This window comes from Streptomyces sp. NPDC032161 (assembly GCF_040636995.1).
Taxonomy (GTDB): Bacteria; Actinomycetota; Actinomycetes; order Streptomycetales; family Streptomycetaceae; genus Streptomyces.
In genome coordinates this window covers 922,595-944,273 of the sequence record NZ_JBEZVN010000002.1, presented here as the reverse complement: position 1 = coordinate 944,273, position 21,679 = coordinate 922,595, and the positions used below count along the sequence as shown (strand labels likewise).

General features: G+C 72.3%; 21 protein-coding genes. 11 read left to right on the top strand and 10 right to left on the bottom strand.

Features of this window, described 5'->3' with window-relative positions; genetic code table 11:
• Positions 1-88: 88 nt before the first annotated feature.
• Together AB0E67_RS09910 and AB0E67_RS09905 are read left to right on the top strand one after the other, a co-directional pair.
• Positions 89-739 (top strand): DsbA family protein, encoded by a 651-nt coding sequence (locus tag AB0E67_RS09910; protein WP_351518141.1) that lies wholly within the window; start codon positions 89-91, stop codon positions 737-739.
• Between the two features lie 341 nt (positions 740-1,080).
• Positions 1,081-1,539, top strand: a complete 459-nt coding sequence (locus AB0E67_RS09905; RefSeq protein WP_362023289.1) for a GNAT family N-acetyltransferase — start codon at positions 1,081-1,083, stop codon at positions 1,537-1,539.
• Here AB0E67_RS09905 and AB0E67_RS09900 read toward each other — a convergent pair.
• On the bottom strand, positions 1,526-2,824 hold the full coding sequence (locus AB0E67_RS09900; RefSeq protein WP_362023287.1) for an MFS transporter: 1,299 nt from the start codon (positions 2,822-2,824) through the stop codon (positions 1,526-1,528). The two genes, AB0E67_RS09905 and AB0E67_RS09900, sit on opposite strands and share 14 nt — an antisense overlap.
• 61 nt (positions 2,825-2,885) lie before the next feature.
• Between AB0E67_RS09900 and AB0E67_RS09895 the strand changes: the two genes are divergently transcribed.
• Positions 2,886-3,878 carry a winged helix-turn-helix domain-containing protein gene (locus tag AB0E67_RS09895; RefSeq protein WP_362023284.1) on the top strand — a complete coding sequence of 331 codons (993 nt, stop codon included), beginning with the start codon at positions 2,886-2,888 and terminating at the stop codon, positions 3,876-3,878.
• A gap of 108 nt (positions 3,879-3,986) precedes the next feature.
• Complete coding sequence (locus AB0E67_RS09890) at positions 3,987-4,946, top strand: hypothetical protein (protein ID WP_362023281.1); 960 nt, start codon at positions 3,987-3,989, stop codon at positions 4,944-4,946.
• A 130-nt stretch (positions 4,947-5,076) separates the two neighbouring features.
• Here the strand turns inward: AB0E67_RS09890 and AB0E67_RS09885 are convergent, their stop codons facing one another.
• A complete protein-coding gene (locus tag AB0E67_RS09885) occupies positions 5,077-5,481 on the bottom strand; it encodes an ATP-binding protein (RefSeq protein ID WP_362023278.1) in 405 nt (134 codons plus the stop codon).
• Positions 5,482-5,694: 213 nt separating this feature from the next.
• Between AB0E67_RS09885 and AB0E67_RS09880 the strand changes: the two genes are divergently transcribed.
• Both AB0E67_RS09880 and AB0E67_RS09875 read left to right on the top strand, forming a co-directional pair.
• Entirely contained in the window at positions 5,695-6,576 is an 882-nt protein-coding gene (locus AB0E67_RS09880; RefSeq protein ID WP_362023275.1) for a helix-turn-helix transcriptional regulator, read from the top strand.
• Positions 6,573-6,779, top strand: a complete 207-nt coding sequence (locus tag AB0E67_RS09875; protein ID WP_362023272.1) for a DUF397 domain-containing protein — start codon at positions 6,573-6,575, stop codon at positions 6,777-6,779. The genes AB0E67_RS09880 and AB0E67_RS09875 overlap by 4 nt, the downstream gene beginning before the upstream one ends.
• Here the strand turns inward: AB0E67_RS09875 and AB0E67_RS09870 are convergent.
• Together AB0E67_RS09870 and AB0E67_RS09865 are read right to left on the bottom strand one after the other, a co-directional pair.
• Positions 6,769-7,608 carry an MOSC N-terminal beta barrel domain-containing protein gene (locus AB0E67_RS09870; RefSeq protein WP_362023269.1) on the bottom strand — a complete coding sequence of 280 codons (840 nt, stop codon included), beginning with the start codon at positions 7,606-7,608 and terminating at the stop codon, positions 6,769-6,771. The genes AB0E67_RS09875 and AB0E67_RS09870 overlap by 11 nt on opposite strands.
• Positions 7,605-8,291: a CatB-related O-acetyltransferase gene (locus AB0E67_RS09865; RefSeq protein ID WP_362023266.1), complete on the bottom strand. Its 687-nt coding sequence runs from the start codon at positions 8,289-8,291 to the stop codon at positions 7,605-7,607. Before AB0E67_RS09865 ends, AB0E67_RS09870 begins: the two co-directional genes overlap by 4 nt.
• A 73-nt stretch (positions 8,292-8,364) precedes the next feature.
• Between AB0E67_RS09865 and AB0E67_RS09860 the strand changes: the two genes are divergently transcribed.
• Together AB0E67_RS09860 and AB0E67_RS09855 are read left to right on the top strand one after the other, a co-directional pair.
• Positions 8,365-9,033, top strand: coding sequence for an O-methyltransferase (locus tag AB0E67_RS09860; RefSeq protein WP_362023264.1), 669 nt, complete (start codon positions 8,365-8,367; stop codon positions 9,031-9,033).
• 78 nt (positions 9,034-9,111) lie between these two features.
• Positions 9,112-9,987 carry an alpha/beta hydrolase gene (locus tag AB0E67_RS09855; RefSeq protein WP_362023261.1) on the top strand — a complete coding sequence of 292 codons (876 nt, stop codon included), beginning with the start codon at positions 9,112-9,114 and terminating at the stop codon, positions 9,985-9,987.
• A gap of 128 nt (positions 9,988-10,115) precedes the next feature.
• On the opposite strand, the gene AB0E67_RS09850 is transcribed toward AB0E67_RS09855, so the two are convergent.
• The 4 genes from AB0E67_RS09850 to AB0E67_RS09835 form a co-directional block, all read right to left on the bottom strand.
• Positions 10,116-10,757, bottom strand: coding sequence for a superoxide dismutase (locus AB0E67_RS09850; protein ID WP_351518159.1), 642 nt, complete (start codon positions 10,755-10,757; stop codon positions 10,116-10,118).
• A gap of 205 nt (positions 10,758-10,962) precedes the next feature.
• Positions 10,963-12,414: an FGGY-family carbohydrate kinase gene (locus AB0E67_RS09845; protein WP_362023258.1), complete on the bottom strand. Its 1,452-nt coding sequence runs from the start codon at positions 12,412-12,414 to the stop codon at positions 10,963-10,965.
• Positions 12,415-12,451: 37 nt separating this feature from the next.
• Complete coding sequence (locus AB0E67_RS09840) at positions 12,452-13,561, bottom strand: NAD(P)-dependent oxidoreductase (RefSeq protein WP_362023256.1); 1,110 nt, start codon at positions 13,559-13,561, stop codon at positions 12,452-12,454.
• A gap of 282 nt (positions 13,562-13,843) precedes the next feature.
• Positions 13,844-14,662 (bottom strand): DeoR/GlpR family DNA-binding transcription regulator, encoded by an 819-nt coding sequence (locus AB0E67_RS09835; protein ID WP_362023253.1) that lies wholly within the window; start codon positions 14,660-14,662, stop codon positions 13,844-13,846.
• A 169-nt stretch (positions 14,663-14,831) separates the two neighbouring features.
• Here AB0E67_RS09835 and AB0E67_RS09830 point away from each other — a divergent pair, with 169 nt between their 5' ends.
• Both AB0E67_RS09830 and AB0E67_RS09825 read left to right on the top strand, forming a co-directional pair.
• On the top strand, positions 14,832-16,274 hold the full coding sequence (locus tag AB0E67_RS09830; RefSeq protein WP_362023250.1) for an FGGY family carbohydrate kinase: 1,443 nt from the start codon (positions 14,832-14,834) through the stop codon (positions 16,272-16,274).
• A gap of 114 nt (positions 16,275-16,388) precedes the next feature.
• Positions 16,389-17,093, top strand: a complete 705-nt coding sequence (locus tag AB0E67_RS09825; RefSeq protein ID WP_362023247.1) for a histidine phosphatase family protein — start codon at positions 16,389-16,391, stop codon at positions 17,091-17,093.
• Here AB0E67_RS09825 and AB0E67_RS09820 read toward each other — a convergent pair.
• On the bottom strand, positions 17,083-18,555 hold the full coding sequence (locus AB0E67_RS09820; RefSeq protein ID WP_362023245.1) for an amino acid permease: 1,473 nt from the start codon (positions 18,553-18,555) through the stop codon (positions 17,083-17,085). The genes AB0E67_RS09825 and AB0E67_RS09820 overlap by 11 nt on opposite strands.
• A gap of 430 nt (positions 18,556-18,985) precedes the next feature.
• Here AB0E67_RS09820 and AB0E67_RS09815 point away from each other — a divergent pair, with 430 nt between their 5' ends.
• Complete coding sequence (locus AB0E67_RS09815) at positions 18,986-19,582, top strand: biotin transporter BioY (protein WP_362023243.1); 597 nt, start codon at positions 18,986-18,988, stop codon at positions 19,580-19,582.
• A 118-nt stretch (positions 19,583-19,700) separates the two neighbouring features.
• On the opposite strand, the gene AB0E67_RS09810 is transcribed toward AB0E67_RS09815, so the two are convergent.
• Positions 19,701-21,218: an amino acid permease gene (locus AB0E67_RS09810; protein ID WP_362023240.1), complete on the bottom strand. Its 1,518-nt coding sequence runs from the start codon at positions 21,216-21,218 to the stop codon at positions 19,701-19,703.
• Between the last annotated feature and the right edge of the window lie 461 nt (positions 21,219-21,679).

The window sequence follows — 21,679 nt, the reverse complement described above, 5'->3', positions numbered from 1 at the left end:
TGCGGAGATGTGCGCACGCCCGCATGTGCGTATGCGGGCACGGGCGCACGCCCGCATCACGTGCGATGAGGTCCCGATGAGGAGAGAGATGTCCGAGAACAGCACGGCGACCGGCCGGACCCCCGTCGACTTCTGGTTCGACCCGCTCTGTCCCTGGGCGTGGATGACCTCCCGCTGGATGCTGGAGGTGGAGAAGGTCCGTGACGTCGAGGTCCGTTGGCATGTGATGAGCCTGGCCGTCCTCAACGAGGACAAGCTCGACGAGCTGCCCGAGGAGTACCGGGACATGCTGGAGAACCAGGCGTGGGGCCCGGTCCGCGTGGTCGTCGCCGCGCAGCAGAAGCACGGCGACGACATCGTCGGCCCGCTCTACACGGCGCTCGGCACCCGCTTCCACAACCGGGGCGAGGGGGCCACCCGCGAGGCGATCGTGGGCGCGCTGGAGGACGTCGGCCTGCCCGCCGAGCTGGCCGACCACGCGGACTCCGACGCCTACGACACCGAGCTGCGCGCCTCCCACAAGGAGGGCATCGACAAGGTCGGCCAGGACGTCGGCACCCCGGTCATCGCCGTCCCGGGCGCGGACGGCGAGCAGATCGCCTTCTTCGGTCCGGTCGTCACCCCCGCCCCGAAGGGCGAGGAGGCGGCGAAGCTGTGGGACGGCACGCTGCTCGTGGCGTCGATCCCCGGCTTCTACGAGATCAAGCGGACGCGTACGCAGGGGCCGATCTTCGACTGAGCCCGGCGGCAGTCCGGCGCCGGCCCGGTGACCGACCGGCGACGGCGGCACCGCCGCCGACGAGGTGACGACGGGGGTGTGCGGGACCGGGCCATGAGCCGGTCCCGCACACCCCCGTGCCCCTGGGCACGGCGGGCGGCCCGTCGGGCGTACGGCGCGGCAGGAGGCGGCCGTCGGGCACCGGAAGTCCGTGGCGTCCAAGGGCGACAGCATGGATCATGGTCCGGCGGTCCCGGCCCGGCGAGCCCCCGACGGCGGTGAAGGAGCCGAGCGGAGGGGCGGAACACCGGAGCGGGACGGGACGAGGGACCGGACGGCACGGGGACGACGGAGGGGCGGACATGGACCTGCGACCGGCACGGGCGCACGAGGCCGGATTGCTGACCGAACTGGCACTGGAGTCGAAGGGGTACTGGGACTACGACGAGGCGTTCCTCGCCGCCTGCCGCGACGAGCTCACCCTGATTCCCGCCGACGTCGAGCGCCGCCGCACGACGGTCGCCGAGGAGGACGGGCGCGTTCTCGGCTTCACCACCCTGGACGGCATCCCGCCCGAGGGCGCCCTCGGCATGATGTTCATCGCCCCCGAAGCGATCGGCCGGGGCATCGGGCGGCGCCTGTTCGAGCACACCGCGGCGGAGGCCCGACGCCTCGGCTTCGCCCGGCTCACCATCGACGCCGACCCGAACGCGGAGCCGTTCTACCGGGCGATGGGCGCGGTCCGGATCGGGGAGACCCCGTCGGGCTCGATCCCCGGACGCGTGCTGCCGCTGATGGAGTACGTGCTCACTCCGCGCTGAGACCCCGCCGCGTACCGGGCCCCGCGTCCGCCGTACCAGGGTCCACGGGACCGGGGCCCACGCGCCCCGCGTCCGCGGGCCCGGGATCGGCGGGACCGGGAGCCGCGGGCCCGGTGTCCGCCGGTTCCGTGTTCCGTCGCCCGGCCGCCGCCAGGGCCAGGGTGACCGTGAGGGAGGCCCCCGCCATCACGGCCATCGCCGTTCCCGGCGAGGTCAGTTGGGCGACGGAGCCCGCGAGCGCCGCCGCGACCCCCTGCATGGTGAGCATGCCGGAGGCGTGCAGCCCGAGCGCCTGGCCGGTGATCGTGTCCGGGGTCAGGGCCATCAGCCGTTCCTGGAACAGCAGACTCGCCCCGAACCCGACCGAGGCGAGCGCGGCCAGGGCGAGCGCGAGGGGCAGCCCCGGGCGTGCGGCGAACACCAGGTAGGGCGCGGCCAGGAGCAGCAGCAGCGGTGTGGCCGCCCGTCCCCGCCGCAACGGAGCGGCGAACCGGCCCACCACCGTGTCCCCGACGAGCATCCCCAGCGCGGCGAAGGAGAAGAGGAGCCCCGCGTGCCCGGGGGCGTACGGGACGAACAGCGACTCGCAGCCGACGACCAGCCCGTTCGGTACCCAGAGCGCGAGATACGTCCGGCGGCGCGGTCCCGAGGACCACAGCATCCGGTTGACCCGCCACGTCTCACCGACCGACGGCCGCCCGGAGGCCCGGGGCGGACGGCGCGCCAGCCCGAACCGGGCCACGGCCGCCCCCGCCGCGTACAGGCAGGCGGCCACCAGCAGCGTCCCGCGCGCGGACAGCGTCACCACCAGCAGCCCGCCGACCGCGTACCCGCCGACCTGCGCCAGACCGGTGCACATGTTCAGCACCGAACGCCCCAGCAGGTAGCCGTCCTTGGGCAGGATCTCGTGGAGCAGTCCGTACCGCACCCCGCCGCCCACCGCGGCGACGACCCCCTCGACCAGGATGATCGCGAAGACGCCCGGCAGCGGGAGCCCGGGTGAGGCGAGTACGGCGGTCGCCGCCGCGAAGGCGAGCGCCATGCCGCTCATCGCGGCCCGGGGCGGCAGCCGGTCCGCCGCCGACATCAGCGCGGTCGCCCCGATCACCTGGGCGAGCGAGGGGCCGAACATGGACAGGGCGGCCAGCAGCGGCGAATCGGTGGCGGAGTAGACGAGGGTGCCCAGGGCCGGCCCGCTGACCGTCGACGCGGCGACCTGCAGGGCGCTGATCGCGAAGAACGGCCGGAACCGCGGCACCCGGAAGAGTTCCCGGTAGGTGCGCATGCGGGGAGTCTGGGCAGGCGTCGGCGCGGGCCGTTACTGTTTCGCGCGGAGGCGAAACGTCATGGGCCTGTGGGAGATCAACACGGACACGCTCGCCGGGAGCAGGTTCGTCGTCTCACCGCTCGCCGAGACCGTCGCCGCCCTGAAGTCCCTGGAGCGGGGGAGCGCCCGGCACCCCGGTGAACGGTCCTGGCTCGACGCCCATCTGCCCGCCTACCGGGCCCGGCAGGCCGCCGACCCGGTGGCGGCACTCCTCGTTCCGGTGGCGCTCTGCGGCAGTTGGAACGCGGACTTCATCACCCCCACCCCGACGGGCGAGGGCACGCCGACCTTCGAGGAGGAGCTGGCCCCGGTACGGGCCACCACGCCCGAGCGCGCCCGGTCCGACCTCGTGCTGTCCCTCGGCGACCGGCCGTTCCCGCGGCTCCTGGACCGCGACGACCTGGCCCGGTCCGCCGCCGACGTCCTGCACTGGGTCTGGCGGCACACCGTCCTGCCGGACTGGCCGCGCCGTCGCCGGATCATCGAGGCGGACGTGGTCGCACGGACCGGGCAGCTGAGCCGGGACGGCTGGGCCGCCGCCCTCAGCGGCCTGCGCCCGGGGATGCGGTGGCTCGGCGGCAGCCGGCTCCGGATCAACGCGCACGACTACCCGCCGAAGCAACTGTCCGGGGCGCGGCTGCTCCTCGTACCGGTCACGCAGAAGGCGGGCTGGGTGTCCTGGGCCGACGACGCCCTGCGGTACGCGATCGTCTACCCGTGCTCGGGCGCCCTGGCCGACGCGGACCGGGCACGGGTGCCGGACGCACTGGGCCGGCTGCTCGGCCCCGCGCGGGCGGCGGTCCTGGTCCTCCTCGCGCAACCCAAGAGCACCACCCAGCTCGTGGCACTGACCGGACAGGGCCTGGGCTCGGTGGGCCGCCACCTCAAGGTGCTGCTGGACTCCGGTCTCGTGGACCGGCGCCGGGCCGGTCGGTCGGTGCTGTACTTCCGTACGGACGCGGGGGACGTGCTGGTGGACGCCGGGCCCGCCGCCCGCCCGGGGCGGGCATAGGCTGCGGACAGCACACGGAGCCGGGAGGCGATGGGCGCCGAACGCCGGTCGCCCCACCCGCCGTTGGGCGAACGAAGACGACAAGGGGTCGAGCAAGGGGGAGAGACCATGGCGGACCGGAGCGGCGAGCGCGGCAGGGGCGGCGGGAGCGGCACGGGCGGAAAGGGGCGGCGGACGGCGGACCCGGCAGAGCTGGGCCGGGTGCTCGCGCGCTACCGGGAACGCCCGACGATGGGCAAGCTCGCCATGACCGTCGTCCCGGCGGTCGCGTTCTTCCTGTTCCTGGGCGAGTCCTTCGCCACGCACGGCATCGGTCACCTCGTGTTCGACGCCGTCTGCGTCCTGCTGTCCGTCTGGGGAGCGGTCAGACTGATCCGTTCCTTCGCCTCCTGGCTGGACCTGTACGAGGACGGGATCGTCTACCGGGGGCGGCACAGGGTGCGGTGGGCGTACAAGTGGGAGGAGTTCCACGACGTCACGCTGACCCGCGAGGCCACGTACGTCAACGGGTCGTCGCGACCGCTGTCGGACAAGGTCGTCGCCCGTATGGAGACGGCGCCCGGGCCGGGGATCGAGGAACTGTCCGGAAACTACTTCCTGCCCGACCTCGGCGGTGGCTTCCTGCACACGTTCCTGCGTTCCACGGGCAATCTGACATCGATGTTCCCCGGGATCGTCGACCGCGTCGTCGAGGCCCGGGTGCGGCTCGTCCTGCGTGAACTGGCCGAGGGCGGCGACGTCAGGTACAGCCCCTTCGAGATCGGCGCCACGTACTTCTACCTCGACGGCGCCGCCGACGAGATCCCCTGGGACGAGGTCACCCGGATCGGCGTGGGGGACGACGAGATCGCCATCACCGTTCCTCATCTCCTGCGCCGCATGGAGGGCGTCAAGCTCAAGGCGGACGGCAGCCGGGACAACTACCGGGTCGGCAGGGACAACACCCTGTACATCGGGTCCAAGGGCATGAGCCGGTGCCGCAAGGAGATCATCTGGTCCGTCATGACCCACATCGCGGACTCCCTGGAAGCGGACCGGGACAAGGGAGCGGACACGCAGCTGCGTTGACCGCCGCGGCCGCCCGCCCTGCCCGCACCCGCGGGCAGGGCCCCATACGGGTCGTGCGACCCGGTCATGACCGCCCGCGCACGCGCTGCGATGCGGATGAGGTAGAGACCATGGCCGAGAAGCCCGGCCCTCAGGGTGATTCGCCCTGCCCGATGGCCAGATGGGCCCACACGGTCTTGCCCGGATCGCGCGGCCGTACGCCCCACTTCGCGGCGAGGGCGTCGACGATGACCAGCCCCCGGCCGGACAGATCGTCCAGTGACGGCGCGCGCAGTTCGGGCATGCGCCACTGGTAGGAGTCGGACACCTCCAGCACGAGGGTGCTGCTGCGGCGCCGTAAAGCCAGCTCGAAGTAGTCGCCGGTGCCCTTGGCATGGGTGACGACGTTGGTGCTCAACTCGCTGACGATCAGGGCGGTTTCGTCGACGAGACCGCCGAGTCTCCACGCGGTCAGAACGCTTGCGGCATGGTGCCGGGCGGCGGGGACGGCGTCCCTGCAGGTCCGGAACCTCTTGATGTGTGTGCGCCCGGACATGGGTCCCCCAAGGTCGTGGGTGGGCAGGCGAGATGACGGTCACGGAGTGCGTTCGGCAAGGCGCACTGCGTGATGCATCTCACGGTAGGGCGAGAATCTGTTGATGCGCAACTAAGCGATAGCGAGAATTTGCATATCACTCATGGTCTCAGGCGCCTGGCGTGTAGCGTCCGTTGTTGTGCAAACTGGTCACACGCGGTAAGAGGAGGGGACATGCCCGCAGGTGGACGTCCTACTGTGCGCAGTAGGCGGCTCGGCGCGGCGCTCAAGAGGTATCGCGAGGCGGCGAAGCTCGATCAGCAGCACGCCGCCGATCACATCGTGGGTTCGAAGGCCAAGATCAGTCGGATCGAGGCCGGTCAGGTGTCGGCCCGCCCTGGCGATGTTCGGCTGCTTCTGGAGCTGTACGGGGTGGAAGACCGTGCGGTGTACCAGCGCTTGGAGCAGTTGGCGCGTGACTCGAACAAGCGTGGATGGTGGCTCAACTTCAGCTGGGTGACCAGAGAAGCGGGGTTTGCCGACTTCATCACGCTGGAGACCGATGCCACCTTCATCCGGACGTGGCAGCCGCTCTTCATCCCTGGTCTGCTTCAAACCGACGACTATCTGCGGACGTTGATGAGTTCGGACCTCACCGTTCATTCGGCTGAGTCGGTGGATGAGGCGCTTGCGATGAGGGCTGTGCGGAGAAGCCTCATTGGGGAGGGCGGTGCACGATTCGCGGCGATCATCTGGGAGCCGGCGCTCACGGCACCCATGCCCTCGCCGAAAGTGCACCGCGAACAACTCGAACACATTCTGAATGTCGCTCAGCAGCAGAACGTGCGTGTTCAGGTACTCCCGCTGTCCGAGTGGCGGGCGGCTCACCTCTCGTCGCACTTCGTCATGCTCAGTTTCGGTCCCGAGCCGGCGTCAGAGGTCGTTGGCTACGACACGACAACCAGCACTGTGCTCCTCGAAGATCTGGAGGAGATGGCGGGCCATGCGCGGATCTTTGAGGCTCTGACTGCGGCAGCGCTGACCCCAGATGAGAGCCTTGCGTTCATCAGGAAGACTCTGCGTGACATCCCGGAGAGTGAGAAGGAAGAGGAATGAAGCGCCACGAGATCGTGACGGCATTCAAGAAGGCCAGTGCCTCCCAGAGTGCGGGCCAGGACTGTGTCGAGGTCGCCCACACCGCCGACGGCGGTCGGGCCGTCCGGGACAGCAAGAACCCCGACGGCGGGCTCCAGTTCTACGCCCCTGAGGGGTGGGCGGCGTTCATCGACGGCGTGAAGGCCGGGGCCTTCAGCGGCTGAGCCACTCCGCGACCTCGACCGCGTCCCCGACGCTCACCACGCCCTCGCGCACCACCGCGTTCTTCGCGCCGAAGCTGACCTTGTTCCCGTACTCCGGTTCGCGGCGGTACGTCGACAGGGTCCGGATCGGCTCCGGGCCCGCGCGGCGGCCGGTGCGCTGGTCGACCATCGGGACGGCGCACCGCGTCGCCCGTACGGAATGGGCGAGTTCCACCGTGCCGAGGGTCATCCGGCGCACCCGGTCCTCGAAGTGCGGCTCGTCGTCGCCGGCCAGGACGATGTTGGCGCGGAAGCGGTCCATCGGGACGGGTGCCGCGTCGCCCCGGGCGGTGATACGGGAGTTGAGACCGTCCAGGGAGGCCGTCGAGGCGACCAGCACCGCGTGCGCGTCGGCGAAGTTGACCTTGCCGGGGGTGTCGCCCCAGCCGTCCCGGTCGAAGCCGGGCGCCACCCGGACCAGGCGGGACTCGACGCCGAGGGCGTCCGAGAACCACTCCGCGGCCTCGTCCCCCTGGTCGGCGGCGACGCCGAGCGGGCGGTCGAACATGCTGACCTCGCGGCGCGGGCCGTCCGGGACGACGTCCACCCGCAGCGGCTCGACGCCCTCGGCGGACAGCGCCAACACCGCGCCCCCGTCCAGGACTTCGACCCCGATGGCGGCCATCGCGGGGTGCGTGCGCTGGCTGCGGAACGCGCCGTTCGTCGCGTCCACCACCATGAACGTGCGGTCGTGTTCGAGACCGGTCCCCAGGACCCGCGCGGAATCGACGGCGGTTCCGGCGCAGCCCTTGACCGGGTAGTAGGTGAGTTCGCGAACGGTGATGGTCACGGTGTCCCCTCCGGGGCGGCCGCTTCGAGCTCGTCGACGCTGCCGGACATGATGGTGCGGATGTGGCGGGTGAGGTGGTCGACGGGCCAGTCCCACCAGGCCACGGCGAGCAGTCGGGCGACGGTCTCCTCGTCGTGGCGGGTGCGGATCAGCCGGGCGGGGTTCCCGCCGACGATGCCGTAGTCGGGCACGTCGGAGGTGACGACCGAACCGGCGCCGATGATCGCGCCGTGTCCGATCCGCACGCCGGGCATCACCGTGGCGCCGTACCCGAACCAGACGTCGTTGCCGACGACCGTGTCGCCCCGGTTCGGCAGTCCGGTCAGCAGGTCGAAGTGCTCGGCCCAGGAGCCGCCCATGGACGGGAACGGGAACGTGGACGGGCCGTCCATCCGGTGGTTGGCGCCGTTCATGATGAACCGCACTCCGGTGCCCAGCGCGCAGAACTTCCCGATGACGAGCCGCTCCGGGCCGTAGTGGTAGAGCACGTTGCGGGTCTCGAAAGCGGTCGGGTCGTCCGGGTCGTCGTAGTACGAGAAGTCCCCGACCTCGATCAGTCCGGACTTCACCAGGGGCTTCAGCAGCACGACCCTGGGTTGTCCCGGCATCGGGTGGAGCACGTTGGGATCGGCAGGCGCGGCGGGCGCGGCGGCCGCGACGGGATTGTCGGGGGCGGGACTCATGGCCCCCATCATCGCATCCGGCCGGCTGAGGTAAGTTCCTTTTGGGAACTCTTTGATTCGGAGAGGAACACACATGGAATCGGCACGGTGGACCGAGGTCGACGACTACTTCAACGGCCTGCTGCTGGGCCCGGACGAAGCCCTGGACGCGGCCGTCGCGGCGAGCGACGAGGCCGGGCTCCCCGCCATCCAGGTCGCCGCCAATCAGGGCAAGCTGCTGCATCTGCTGGCCCGGCTGCGCGGGGCGCGGACCGTGCTGGAGATCGGCACCCTGGGCGGGTACAGCACGATCTGGCTGGCGCGGGCGCTGCCCGAGGGCGGCAGGGTCGTCACGCTGGAGGCCGATCCGGCGTACGCCGAGGTCGCGCGGGCCAACATCGCGCGGGCGGGGCTCGCGCACGTCGTCGACGTACGGGTCGGCCCGGCGCTCGACACGCTTCCGGAGCTCGCGGCGGAGGGGCAGGGGCCGTTCGACGTCGTGTTCATCGACGCCGACAAGCCGAGCAACCCGGACTACCTGGCCTGGTCGCTGAGGCTGACCCGCCCCGGGAGTCTGATCATCGCCGACAACGTGGTGCGGGACGGCGAGGTGGCCGACGGCGAGAGCGACGACCCGAAGGTGCGGGGCGTGCGCCGGTTCACCGAACTCGTCGCCGCCGAACCGACCTTGAGCGCGACCGCGCTGCAGACCGTCGGCGCCAAGGGCTACGACGGTCTGCTGCTGGCCCTGGTCACCGGGTAGGTCCGGTGCTGCGACCGGGAGGTACCGGTCGGCGTAATTCGTTCGACGGGCCCTGGGGGCCCGCTCAGGATGAGGTGCATGGATCTGCGCGTGAACGACCCGCTTCGTACCGGTACCGAGCGGCTGCCGGGAGGACGGCTGCTGGGCTGGGCGGAATGGGGGCCGGAGGACGGTGTGCCGGTGCTGCTGTCGCCCGGCGCGGCCACCAGCAGGCACCTCGGGTTCGGCGGCGACGTCGTGGACGGGCTCGGCGTGCGGCTGATCTCCGTCGACCGCCCTGGGCTGGGCGCCTCCTCGCCGCTGCCCGGCCGTACCTTCGGCGACTTCGCCGACGACATCCGGGTGTTCGCCGCACGGTGCGGCCTGGGCCGGCCGCCGATGGTCGGCAACTCGCAGGGGGCGCCCTTCGCGCTCGCCTGCGCCGCCGCCGGGGTGGCCGGCGCGCTCGCGGTGGTCTCCGGGGCGGACGAGGTCGCCGAGCCGCGGTTCGCCGACGCGCTCCCGGACGACCTGCGGGGCCTGGTCGACCTGGCGGTGTCCGATCCGGCCGCCGCCGAGAAGATCTTCGCCGGGTTCACCGCGCGGGCCATGTGGGACATGGTCATGTCCCACAGCCCGGAGTGCGACCTCGCCGTCTACCAGCAGCCCGCGTTCGCCGCCGCCTACCGGCGCGCCCTCGACGAGGCCTTCGCGCAGGGGGCCGCCGCGGGCTACGCCCGGGACACCGCGCTGGCCATGGGCCGGTGGGACATCGCCCTGGCGGACATCGCCGTACCCGTCGACCTCTGGTACGGGGAGAAGGACACCGGCCACTCGCCCGACCACGGCGAAGGGCTGGCCGCGCGCATCCCGGGCGCCGTCCGGCACCTCGTGCCGGACGCGGGCGGATCCCTGCTCTGGACCCATGCCGAGCAGGTGCTGGGCACCCTGCTCGAGCACGTCCCCGCGCCCTGACGTCCTGCCGGGCGACACGATGGAAGGACCCCCGCCAGTCACGTCCTGGCGGGGGTCCTCCTTTCATCCGCCTGCCCGGTGAAGGTTGAGAAGACGATCACGAGGCAGGACGTTCACGCGCCTCCCGGTCAGGGGGCGAGCAGCAGCACGTCGGCGCGCTCCTTGGCCGCCGCGTAACGCTTCGCCACGTCCTGCCAGTTGACGACGGCCCACATGGCGTCGATGAAGTCGACCTTCTGGTTCTTGTACTGGAGGTAGAAGGCGTGTTCCCAGGCGTCGAAGACCAGGATCGGGGTGGAGCCCTGGCCGACGTTGCCCTGGTGGTCGTAGACCTGCTCGACGATCAGCTTGCCGCTGACCGGCTCGTACGCCAGGACGCCCCAGCCGGAGCCCTGCGTGGTGGCCGCGGCCTTCGTCAGCTGGGCCTTGAAACCGGCGAACGAACCGAACGACTCCGTGATCGCGTCCGCGAGGTCGCCGACGCCGTCCGCGGCGAGGGGCTCGCCGCCGCCGTCACCGGTCATGTTGTGCCAGTAGATCGAGTGCAGGATGTGGCCGGAGAGGTGGAACGCCAGGTTCTTCTGGAGCCCGTTGATCGCGCCCCACGTCCCCTTGTCGCGCGCCTCCTCCAGCTGCTCCAGGGTGTCGTTCGCCCCCTTCACGTAGGCGGCGTGGTGCTTGTCGTGGTGGAGCTCGATGATCTGCGGGTTGATGACCGGTTCGAGCGCCGCGTAGTCGTACGGGAGTTCCGGAAGCGTGTACGTGGCCATGGTTCGAACCCTCCAGCTGCTTTCCTGTTGTTGTTGCGAACTCTATGCAAGAGCAGAAGCAGGCTAACAGCAGGGCGTGCCGATGGTGATCAGCCCTTCGACTTAGGTCCGGGACCGTGTCGCCACGCCGGCCCCGGGCGCGGGGCCCGCTCCAGGCACGGCCCCGGCTTCGGGCGCGGGTACCGCTCCGGGCGCGGGCCCGGTCTCAGGCACGGGCCCGCGTGCGGGCCTCCGCGAGGCGGGTCAGGTGGTCCTCGTACGCCTTCGTGTAGAACGCCGCACGCGCGGGGTCCGGTTCGACCACCTCCGCCGGGGCCGTCCAGGCGGCCGTGTCCAGCTCCGTGCCGAAGCGCCGCGCCGCCGCGAGGACCGCGCCCCGCGCGCCCACCTCGCCCTCGACGATCCGCACCGGGCGGCCCAGCACGTCCGCGAACAGCCGGGTCCAGGCGGGGGAGCGGGTGCCGCCGCCGCACAGCGCCAGGGTGCCGGTGAGGCCCGCGGCGTCCAGGCAGTGGCGGGCGGCGAAACCGATGCCTTCGCAGACCGCGCGGACCAGGTCCGCCGGGGCGGTCTCCAGACACACCCCGACGAACTCGGCGCGCAGCCGGGGCTCGACGAAGGGGGCGCGTTCGCCGGAGGGGGCGAAGTAGGGCAGCACCCGTACGCCGTTGGCGCCCGGCGGGGTGGCGGTGAGCAGCCGGTCGACGTCCGCGTGGCGTACGCCGGTCGTGGCCAGGACCCAGTCCAGGGCCGCCGTGCCGACCATCGCGGGCATGGCGCGCAGCCAGTGACCGGGACGGTCGGTGGAGATGTGCAGGCCCGCGGGTTCGCCGTCCAGGTCGAGCCGTTCCGTCGCCACCAGCGCGGCCAGACACGTGCCGACGATCAGCAGACCGTCGCCGGGCCGGGTGACGCCCGCGCCCAGTGCGCAGGCCGGCAGGTCGTACGGGCCGTTGGAGATCCGTACGCCCGAGGGGAGCTCGGCCGTGGCGACCGGGTCGCTGACCGGGGCGAGGAGCGCGGCCCGGTGGCCGAGGCCGAGCGCCGCCACGACATCGGAGGAGTACGTACGCGTCATCGGGTCCAGAAAGGGCATCGACGCGTCGGAGACGTCCGTGGCCCGGACCCCCGTCAGCCGCTGGAACACCATGTCCTTGCAGTACAGCGCGGTGGTGGCGGCGTCGAGCGAGGCGGGGTCGTGGCGGTCGAGCCAGGCCAGCACCGGTCCCGGACAGCCGGGGAACATCGCGCTGCCGGTGCGCCGGTACACGGCCGTGAACACCCCCGACTCCTGCCAGGCGTCGACGAGTTCATGGGCGCGGCCGTCCATCCAGGAGATCGCGGTGCGGACCGGCCGGCCCGCCGCGTCGACCAGCCAGACCCCGTCGCCCTGGCCGGTGAGACCGGCGAACGCGACCCCGTCGGAGCCCAGCGCGGCCAGGACCTCACGGACAGCCCCGAACACCTCGTCCATGTCCTGTTCCACGAAACCGTCGCGGATCGTGAGCCCCACCGGGCGGGACTCGACGGCGAGCGTGCGGCCGTCCGGGCCGAAGGCCGCGGCCTTCACCACGGACGTGCCGACGTCGATGCCGATGTACCGGGTGGGGGCGTCCTCGGCCGCGGGTGCGGGGGGCGTGGCCCGGTACGTCGTCATGGAGTGCCTCCGTACGTCGTCATGGGCCCGCCTCCCGTCACAGCGCGTGGGCGAGCGGCTCGCCCCGCACGTAGCGTGCGACCTCGGCCGCCGCGATCCGCGCCGCCTTCCGCGCGACGGACCGGCTGGCGCCCGCGACATGAGGCGTCATCAGCAGGTTCGGGGTCCGGAAGAGCCGTGACGAGGGCGACGGCGGCTCCTGCTCGTACGTGTCCAGCGCCGCGGCCCGCAGCCGCCCCGAGTCCAGGGCGTCGCACAGCGCCTCCGTGTCCAGCAGCCCGCCCCGGGCCGCGTTCACCAGGACCGCGTCGCGCGGCAGCAGGGCGAGCTCGCGGGCGCCGACGAGATGCCGGGTCTCCGGGGTCAGCCTGGCGTGCAGGGTGAGGACCCGGGAGCGGGTGAGCAACGCCTCCAGCGAGGGGGCGCGCATGCCGTGCACGTCGCCGCGCACATACGGGTCGTACACCTCGACCCGCGCGCCGAACGCGGCGAGCACCCGGGCCACCCGGCTGCCCACCGCGCCGTAGCCGATCAGGCCGACGGGCGTGTCCTCCAGCTCCAGACCGCACTGCTCGTACGTGTAGTGGGAGGCGTCCCAGCGGCGGTGCGCGGTGAGCGAGCGGTGCGCGTCGGGAATGCGGCGCAGCGCCGCCAGCATCAGGCCCACCGTGAACTCGGCGGTCGCGGCCGCGTTGCGCCCGGGGGCGAAGCACACCCGCACCCCGCGGGCCCGCGCCGCCGCGGCGTTCACGTTCACCGGGCCGCCCCGGCAGACCACGACCAGGCGCAGATCGGGGGCGGCGGCGAGGACCCGCTCCGTGAACGGGCCCATCTGGGTCACGCACACCTCGACCCCGTCCAGGGCGCCGATCAACGCGTCCTCGGCGTGGCTGGCCTCGTCGACCTCGGCGACCTTCCCGAAGGGTTCCAGGGGCCAGGGCAGGGTGAGTTCGGTGATCAGCGGTTCCGTGCCGAGCGGGCCGAGGGCGTGCAGCAGGGCCTGGGTGATCAGGGAGTTGCGGACGAAGTGGTCACCGGCGGCGAGCACCCGCGTCGTGGGGCGGGGCGCGGTGGAGGGAGATGCCGTGGAGCGGGGCGTCGTGGAGTCGGCGGGCGTCGTCGGGTCGGGCGTCATGGGACGGGTCATCGCAGAGCGTCTCCTGTCCGGGCGTCGAAGACATGGATGTGCCGTGTGGAGCGGCGGTGACGCGTACGAAGATCTTCCGGCCGGCCGCGGGGCATCTCCGGGCGACCCGCCGCCGGGCGGTGCGGCGGGTGGCGGGCACCGCCCCGGACGGGGGCATGCCGTCCGTCCGGGGCACGGGCCACGGGGGGACGTCCGGTGCGGGCTCGCGGGGACGGGACGCCCGTCCGGGCGGGGCGGCACCACCGGTACGGACCCGTCGGGGACCGCGCGGGACCGGCCCGGTCAGCCGTCATCGCGGCCTCCCGTCCCCGGCTCCCGGCCGGTGCGGCAGACCTCGTAAGGCACCTTGTGCTCGTCGAGTTCGCGCAGCGCTCGTTCGGAGGCCCCGTCGTCGACCAGCAGCAGATCGAAACGGGAGAGCGGGGCCAGCCGGTGCAGGGCGACCCGGCCCAGCTTGGAATGGTCGAGCAGCAGCACGTTGCGGCTCGCCGAGTCGAGCATCGCCCGCTTCACCGAGACGATGCGCTGCTCCTGGTGGTAGGCGAAACCACCGGACACGGCGGAGGTGGACGTGAAACAGATGTCGACCTGGAGCGACTGCACCGCCTCCACGCACGAGACACCCAGGAAGGAGGCGTGCAGCGGGTCGAAGTCGCCGCCGAGCCCCATCAGATGGATGCCGCGCTCGCGCGACAGCAGATTGATCGCTTCGAGGAAGTTGGTGACGACGGTCAGCGGGGTGATGGACCGCAGCCCGCGCGCGATCTCCAGCGTGGACGTCGAGTCGTCCAGCATCACCGCCATGCCCGGCTCGACCAGCTCCAGGGCCCGCGCGGCGACGGCGGCCTTCTCGGCCCGCATGGCCTTCAGCCGGTAGGCGACGTTCGACTCGAAGACCCCGGACGGCTGCGCGGTGACCCCGCCGCGGAACTTGCGGACGATGCCCTGCCGCTCCAGTTCGTCCAGGTCCCGGTGGATGGTCATCAGGCTGACGTCGAAACGCTCCGCCAGTTCGGCGGCGCTCGCCTCGCCCTGCGCGAGGACGTACTCGGCTATGGATGCCTGACGCGGGGCCGGCCCCCGCCGCGGAACGCTGCTCACGTGCTGATCCCTCTGATTCCCGAATTCTTCTGAAGTTCCTCACGGGCGGGGCCCGTTCACACACCAGATCGACTGGTTAACAGAGCTTGGAACAGGCGAAGTTGACCGTCAATCCCTCGCGCAACGGAAATTCTCGGTGCAGAGTGAGAAGTTCACAGGAGGGACCGATATGTGGATGGGCATCGATCTCGGCACGCAGGGCGTCCGCGCGGTGGTGGTGGGGGACCGGGGCGAGATCCTCGGCAGCGGCTCCGCCCCGCTCACCGGAAGACGCGACGGCGTACGGCACGAGCAGCGGCCCGTCGACTGGTGGACGGCGGTGTGCGCGGCCTGCCGCGGAGCGCTGCGCGACCGCCCCGCCCCGCCCCGCGCGCTGGCCGTCTGCGCCACCTCCGGCACGGTCCTGCTCGGCGACCGGGCGGGACGGCCGCTGACGCCGGGGGTGATGTACGACGACGGGCGGGCCGTGGCCGAGGCCGCCCGGGCCCGGACGCCGCCGAGCTGGGCCCTGCCCAAGGTGATGTGGCTGCTGCGGGAGTACGGACGGGAGCACGGGGGACGCGTGGGCGACACGGTGCGCGTCATGCACCAGGCCGACCTGGTGCTGGCCCGGCTCGCCGGGACGCCGCTGCCCACCGACTCCAGCCACGCCCTGAAGACCGGGTACGACCTGGAGCGGGACGACTGGCCGCACCGCGGGTTCGGCGGGCTGGGCCTGCCGCGGGAGCTGTTCCCGGAGGTGGTGCGGCCCGGCCGGCGGATCGGGGAGGTGGGGCGGGCGGCGGCGGAGGAGACCGGCATCCCGGCGGGCACGCTCCTGGTGTCCGGGATGACGGACGGCTGCGCGGCGCAGATCGCCTCGGGCGCGCTCACCACGGGCTCCTGGAACTCGGTGCTCGGCACGACGCTGGTCCTGAAGGGGGTCACCTCGTCGCCGGTCGTGGACCGGGCCGGGGTGGTCTACAACCACCGCGCCCCGGACGGCGGCTGGCTTCCGGGCGGCGCCTCCGGGGTGGGCGGCGGGGCGCTGGCCGCCGCGTTCCCGGGCGCGGACCCGGCCCGCATGGACGCGCTGGCCCGCGCGTGCGAACCGGCGCGGGTGGTGGCCTACCCCCTCGCCGGAACGGGCGAACGCTTCCCCTTCGCCGCGCCCGGGGCCACCGGCTTCCTGCTCGGCGAGCCCGCCGACGAGGCCGAGCACTGGGCGGCCCTGCTGACCGGGACGGGCCTGGTCGAACGGCTCTGCCTCGACTACCTCGACCTCCTCGGCGCCCCGCTGCACGGCCGGCTCACCTTCACCGGCGGCGCGGTCCGCAGCGGCCACTGGAGCAGGCTGCGCGCCGACATCCTGGGCCGGCCCGTATACATTCCGCGCTCCGCCGAACCCGCGCTCGGCATGGCCGTCCTCGCCGCGTACGGCGCGCGGGCCGCCGACACCCTGGCGGGGGCCGCGAACCGGATGGTACGACTGCGGCACGTGCTGCGTCCGCATCCGGCGCGCACCGCGTGGTACACCGAGCCGTACGTCGCACTGGTCGACGAGCTGGAGCGGCGCGGCTGGCTCCCCGGTCCCGTCGCCGCCCATGCCCGTGACCGCGCGGGGGAACCGTGACCGCGGCGGTCCCGGGAAGCCGTGCCTCCCGGCGCGTGTGAGAGCCCTGGGCCGCCGCTCCTCGACCCGTACGGACGCAGACGCCCTGACCGCCCGTACCCGAACGGAGAAGCCATGACCAGGAGCCCGGCCACCCTGCTGCTCGTCCGCCACGGGCAGACCGTCTGGCACGCGGAGAACCGCTACGCCGGGGTCAGCGACATCGCGCTCACCGACGAGGGGCGCCGTCAGGCCCGGCGGCTGGGGGAGTGGGCGGCCCGGCACCCGGTCGACGCGATCCGGACGTCGACGCTCACCCGCGCGATCGAGACCGCGCGGCCCGCGTGCCGGGCGCTCGGTCTCACGCCCCGGCGCGACCACGACCTGCGCGAGTGCGACTTCGGCGAGGTGGAGGGGCGCACCCTGGCGGAGTTCGAGGCCGAGCATCCGAAGCAGGGACGGGAGTACCGCGCCGACCCGGTGGCCCACCCGTTCCCCGGGGCCGAGGACCCCCGGGCGGCGGCTGCCCGGGGCGCGACGGCACTGCGCCGCATCGCGGACGAGCACCCGGGCGGGCGGGTGCTCGTCGTCGCCCACAACACCCTGCTCAGGCTCGTCCTCTGCGAACTGCTGTCGATCCCGCTGGGCGCCTACCGCCGGGTCTTCCCGAAGCTGCGGAACACGGCGATCAGCGAGGTGCGGATCGGGGAGCGGGGCGGGGCGCTGCTCTCCCTGAACGTGCCGTGCGCCCCGGACGACCCCGAGGTGCCGTGCGCCCCGGACGGCACCGCCGTGCCGGACGCGGCGGACGCGCCCCGCGCCCCCGGCGTCAGTCCGTGACCGCCGCGGCCCGCCGCTGCCGTACGACACCGGCGACGATCAGTACGGCGGTGAGGGCGCCGCTCGCCACCAGCTGGTCGCGCGTGCCCGGCTGGCGCAGCATCAGGACGAAGATCCCGGCCATCGCCAGCAGCGCCACCAGCGTCAGCACCGGGAAGAACCACATCCGTACGACGAGCTTCTCCGGGGCCTCGCGCTGGAGCCGGCCGCGCAGGATCAGCTGGGAGACGGCGATGAATATCCAGACGACCAGGATCACCGCGCCGATCATGTTGAGCAGCCACGGGAAGACGTCGTCGGGACGCCAGTAGCTGAGCAGCACGCACAGGAAGCCGAACACCGACGAGGCCAGGACGGCGGTGCGCGGCACGCCCGACGAGATCCGGCCGAGCCGCCGCGGTCCCTGGCCACGGGCCACCAGCGAGCAGGCCATGCGCGAGGAGCCGTAGATGTTGGCGTTCATCGCGGAGAGCAGGGCGACCAGGACGACCACGTTCATGATCTGCGCGGCGCCACCGATCCCGAGGTGGTTCAGGGTCGCGTAGAACGGGCCTACCTTCACGATCTGCGGGTCGTCCCACGGCACCAGCGTCACGACGACGGCCATCGAACCGACGTAGAACAGCGCGATCCGCCACATGGCGGTCCGTACGGCCTTGGCGACGCCCCGTACCGGGTTCTCGGACTCGGCCGCGGCGATGGTGACGGTCTCCAGACCTCCGTACGCGAAGACGGAGGCGAGCAGGCCGATCACCAGTCCCTCGCCGCCGTTCGGCAGGAAGCCGCCCTCGCCGCGGAGGTTGCTGGTGCCGGGGGCGTCCGTACCGGGCAGCAGTCCGAGGATCGCCAGCACGCCCAGGACGAGGAAGAGCGTGATCGCCACGACCTTGAGGGTGGCGAACCAGAACTCGAACTCGCCGAACTTCTTCACCGAGGCCAGGTTCGTCCCGAGGAAGACCACCATGAACAGCGCGACCCAGGCCCACTCCGGGGTGCCCGGCAGCCAGCCCGTGACGATCTTCGCGGCGCCGATGCCCTCCAGGCCGACGGCGACGCAGAGCAGCACCCAGAACGCCCAGCCGACGGCGAACCCCGCCCACGGCCCGATCGCCCGTTCCGCGTGGACGGAGAAGGAACCGGAGGCCGGGTTCGCGGCCGACATCTCGCCGAGCATCCGCATCACGAGCATGACCAGCAGCCCGGAGACGGCGTACGCGACGACGATCGAGGGACCCGCGGCGGCGATGCCTGCGCCCGAGCCGACGAACAGCCCGGCGCCGATGACACCGCCGAGCGCGATCATCGACAGGTGCCGCTGCTTGAGCCCGTGGGTGAGGACGGCGTCGGTGGGGGCGCCGGGGACGGTGACGGGGGATTCGACGGGGGAACCCGAACCGGTGCCGGTTCCGGCCCGGGGTTCCGCGGGGTCTTCCGTGGGGGGAGAGGCGGGATTCCGCGACATGGACGTGCTCTGTTCGGTAGGCGACACATGGGGGGACGCGAGGTGGGGCGTGGGGGACGTCGCGCACAGTCTGGGCGCGCATGTCATCGACCGGGAACCGGTGTCCGCCATACGGGCACGATGCTCACACATCGTGCACATACCGGCACGTGCCGCCGCCGACGTCACGAGCGGGGAGAAATGCCCGCACCGGCTTTTGGGGGGAACCTACAGTTCTTCCGGGCTGGATCCCGCGAGCGAGCGTACGTGTGATCCGGCCCCCACCTCAGTGACGAGCATCACGTCACCGTGTGATTGCCTCAGTGTCTTTGTGTGAACTCCACCAATGCCGCGATCGGCGCTTGTCAGCCGCTGACGGTGATCGGCCGTTGACCCGTGGGCTAACGTCGGTCCGGTCTGTCCCTTCCTGTCCTCACCCCGCGGAGTCCCGATGAGTACTGCTGCCGCCGCCCCCGTCCGTCCCGGAGCGGTCCTCGCCGACCTGCTGCCCGCCGCCCGGAACCGTTACGCCGTCGACACGGCCCTGGTCCTCGGGGGCGCCGCGCTCACCGGGATCGCCGCCCAGATCGCCGTCCCGATCCCCGGCTCCCCGGTCCCGGTCACGGGCCAGACCTTCGCCGCGCTCCTCGTCGGCACCGCGCTCGGCGCCCGCCGCGGCTTCTTCTCCCTCGCCGTGTACGCGCTCGTCGGCATGGCGGGGATGCCGTGGTTCGCCGAGGCCAGGTCCGGGATGGGCTTCCCGTCGTTCGGTTACGTCCTCGGCATGCTGCTCGCGGCCGTCGTGGTCGGCGCCCTCGCTCGTCGTGGCGGGGACCGGTCCGTGCTGCGCACCGCGGGCACGATGGCGCTGGGCTCCGCGGTCATCTACGCGGTCGGCGTCCCGTACCTGGCGCTGTCCACCGGCATGTCGGCGAGCGCCGCGATCGCGGCCGGCCTGGTGCCGTTCCTGCTCGGTGACGCGCTGAAGGCCGCGCTCGCCATGGGCGCGCTGCCCGCGGCCTGGAAGCTGGCCGGCCGCCGGGGCTGACCCCCGGCCCGCACCACCCCCGGTACGCCCGCAACACGCGAAGAGGCCGGGCCGGCCGTGACACGTCACGGCCGGCCCGGCCTCTTCGCGTGTTCCGCGCCCGGATCCGGAGCGGCGCTCAGGCCCGGGCCTCCCGCGCCGCCCCGCCGGCCGCGGCCTCCGCGGCGTTCGCGGCGTTCACGGCCTGAGCGGATCCCGCGGCCTTCCGGTGCCGGACGTCGCGCACCAGCGCGATCGCCACCACCAGCGCCGCCACGAGCAGCGAGAGCAGCACCTGCTCACGCCCGCTGTCGTCGGTCAGCATGTAGACCAGGACGAACGAGATCATCGCGATGGTCGCCCAGGTCAGGTACGGGAAGAGCCACATCCGCACGACCAGCTTCTCCGGCGACTCGCGCAGGATCACGCCCCGCATCCGCAGCTGCGTGAAGCAGATGACCAGCCAGACGAACAGCGCGACCGCGCCGGACGAGTTCAGCAGGAACTGGAAGACGGTGTCGGGCCACTGGTAGTTGAAGAACACCGCGACGAAGCCGAAGACGACGGACGACAGGATGGCCGCCTGCGGCACGCCCCGCTTGTTCACCCGGGCGAACGCCTTCGGCGCGTCCCCGCGCTCGCCGAGCGAGAACGCCATCCGCGAGGCGGTGTAGAGGCCGGAGTTCAGACAGGACAGCACGGCCGTCAGCACGATGACGTTCATGACCTGGCCGGAGTGCGGGATGCCGATGGCGTTGAGGGCGGCCACGTAGCTGCCGTCCTTCACGAGCGACGGGTCGTTCCACGGCACCAGGGCCAGCACGACGAAGATCGAGCCCAGGTAGAAGACGGCGATCCGCCAGATCACGCTGTTCGTGGCCTGCCGCACGGCGCGCTGCGGGTCCTCGGACTCGCCCGCGGCGAGGGTGACGATCTCACTGCCCATGAAGGAGAAGACGACCATCAGCACACCGGTGAGGATGGCGCCCACCCCCTCGGGGAAGAACCCGCCCGAGTCGGTGAGATGGGCGAACCCCGTGGCCGGGTTGTCCGCTCCGGGCAGCACCCCGAAGACGGCCAGCAGGCCGACGACCACGAACGCGGCGATCGCCACGACCTTGATCCCGGCGAACCAGAACTCGAACTCGCCGTACGACCCGACCGAGACCAGGTTCGTCGCGGTCAGCACGACCATCACGATCAGCGCCCACGCCCACTGCGGGACGCCCGGTACCCAGCCCTCCAGGATCTTGGCGCCGGCCGTCGCCTCGACGGCGAGCACCACGACCCAGAAGAACCAGTACAGCCAGCCGATCGAGAAGCCGGCCCAGCGGCCCAGCGCCTGGTCGGCATAGGCGGAGAAGGAACCGGAGCTGGGGCGGGCCGCCGCCATCTCGCCGAGCATCCGCATCACGAAGACGACCATCAGGCCGACCAGGGCGTACGAGATCAGGATGGACGGTCCGGCCGCGGCGATGCCGGTACCGGAACCGACGAACAGGCCCGCACCGATGACACCGCCGATGGCGATCATCGAGAGGTGGCGGTTCTTGAGGCCCGCCTGGAGTCCGCCGGAGGAGTTCGCCGGGGCCGCCCCGTCGGACCGGTCCGGTTCGCCGGGCCGGCCCGGCCTGGTCGGAGTCGTCTGCGACGTCATGGGATTGGAGTCCTTACGTGTGCCGATCACTCGAGCACGCCCCGGCCGCCGTGCGAATGCCGCGGTGGGGCGCGGTCGCTCGGCCACGAATACCGCGGTGGGGCGCGGTCGCCCGGCTCGCGGATGCCGTGAGCAGGGCGTGGTGCATTGAAGCTCCTCGGACACCAAGAACGGAACCCTTCATTCCGATTTCTTGGCAGAAAAGTTGCCGGTGAGGCATTCCCCACACACGACGCGCACACGAACGGCGCGGGAGCGACCGGCCCCGCGCGGGGTGGTTCCCGTGCGGGTTCCGCCCGTGCGGCACCGTTTCACCGCGCGCGTTCTACCGCATCGCGGGACGAACCGTGCCCGACGCGGGGGCGTGCCGTGCCTCACACGGCGTCATGCGGCACCGCACGAGGGTGTGTCGTACGTCACGCGGGGCCGCCGGGGTGGCCCTCCGGGTCCGGCGGGCCCGG